We start from the raw sequence: 908 nt of genomic DNA, 5'->3' as shown, positions 1-908 counted from the left end.
GCTTTCAACCGGGTTCATGTCTGCCACATCGGGTCTTGGAGCAATCGCTCCTGGGCCGCCATTGTCCCGGCTTGCCGCACGCGGGGCGCCTCCGGCAAACCCTGTACCAGATCAAGGCCACTTGCCATGAAACCGCCTAGCTGCCAGCGCGTCGTCGCCACCGCACAACAGGATCATCGGCCGAGTTCCGGCACCAGTCAGATACCAATTGACCATGCGAGGTGAGCCTCCTACAGGGCAATCTGACCCTGCTTCATAGGCACGACCAAGCCACCCGGGAAACTACCCAAACTCGATTGGTAGCAAAGTGGCGTTATCAAAATCTATAGTGGCATTGCACTGGTTGTACGCAAATCAGAACCAGACAAGGGCGGCAACCGGACTCAAGGTGGTACGCATAGGCCAACGGCGGCCACCCCACCCGAATCATTGGCCACAACAAGGATTAGTTCATGAAGGTCAAACCGACCCCCATCGCGGCCGCTGCGGCCTTGACATTGCTGAGCATGGCTGCCCAGGCACAAGAGGCGGTGGCGCCCGCACCGGCKAACACGCCGGCCCAGCTCGAGCAGGTGGTCGTTACAGGCATCCGGGCCTCGCTGCAATCCGCCGCCACGATCAAGAAGAACGCCAGCGCCGTCGTCGATGCCGTCTCCGCCGAGGACGTGGGCAAGCTGCCCGACTCGGACGTCGGCCAGGCCCTGGGCCGCATCCCCGGCGTGTCCGTGGGCCGTGCCTTCGGCCAGGGCGCCTCGGTGTCCATCCGCGGCTCCGACCCGCAGATGACCTACACGACGCTGAACGGCCAGACCGTCGCGTCCACGGGCTGGTATGACCAGCTCGACATCGACCGCTCCTTCAACTACTCCCTGCTGCCCTCCGAGCTGATCGGCGGCATGGAGGTCTAC

Annotated in this window: 1 protein-coding gene; it reads left to right on the top strand. The window is 63.4% G+C overall.

Annotated features, from left to right (window positions below; all coding sequences use genetic code 11):
* Window positions 1–452: 452 nt before the first annotated feature.
* The coding region (locus ACXJKR_RS33630; protein WP_457326559.1) for a TonB-dependent receptor plug domain-containing protein at window positions 453–908 on the top strand (456 nt) is incomplete at its 3' end.

Source organism: Roseateles sp. P5_E11 (genome assembly GCF_054049355.1).
This window is presented reverse-complemented; position numbering and strand designations above follow the sequence as displayed.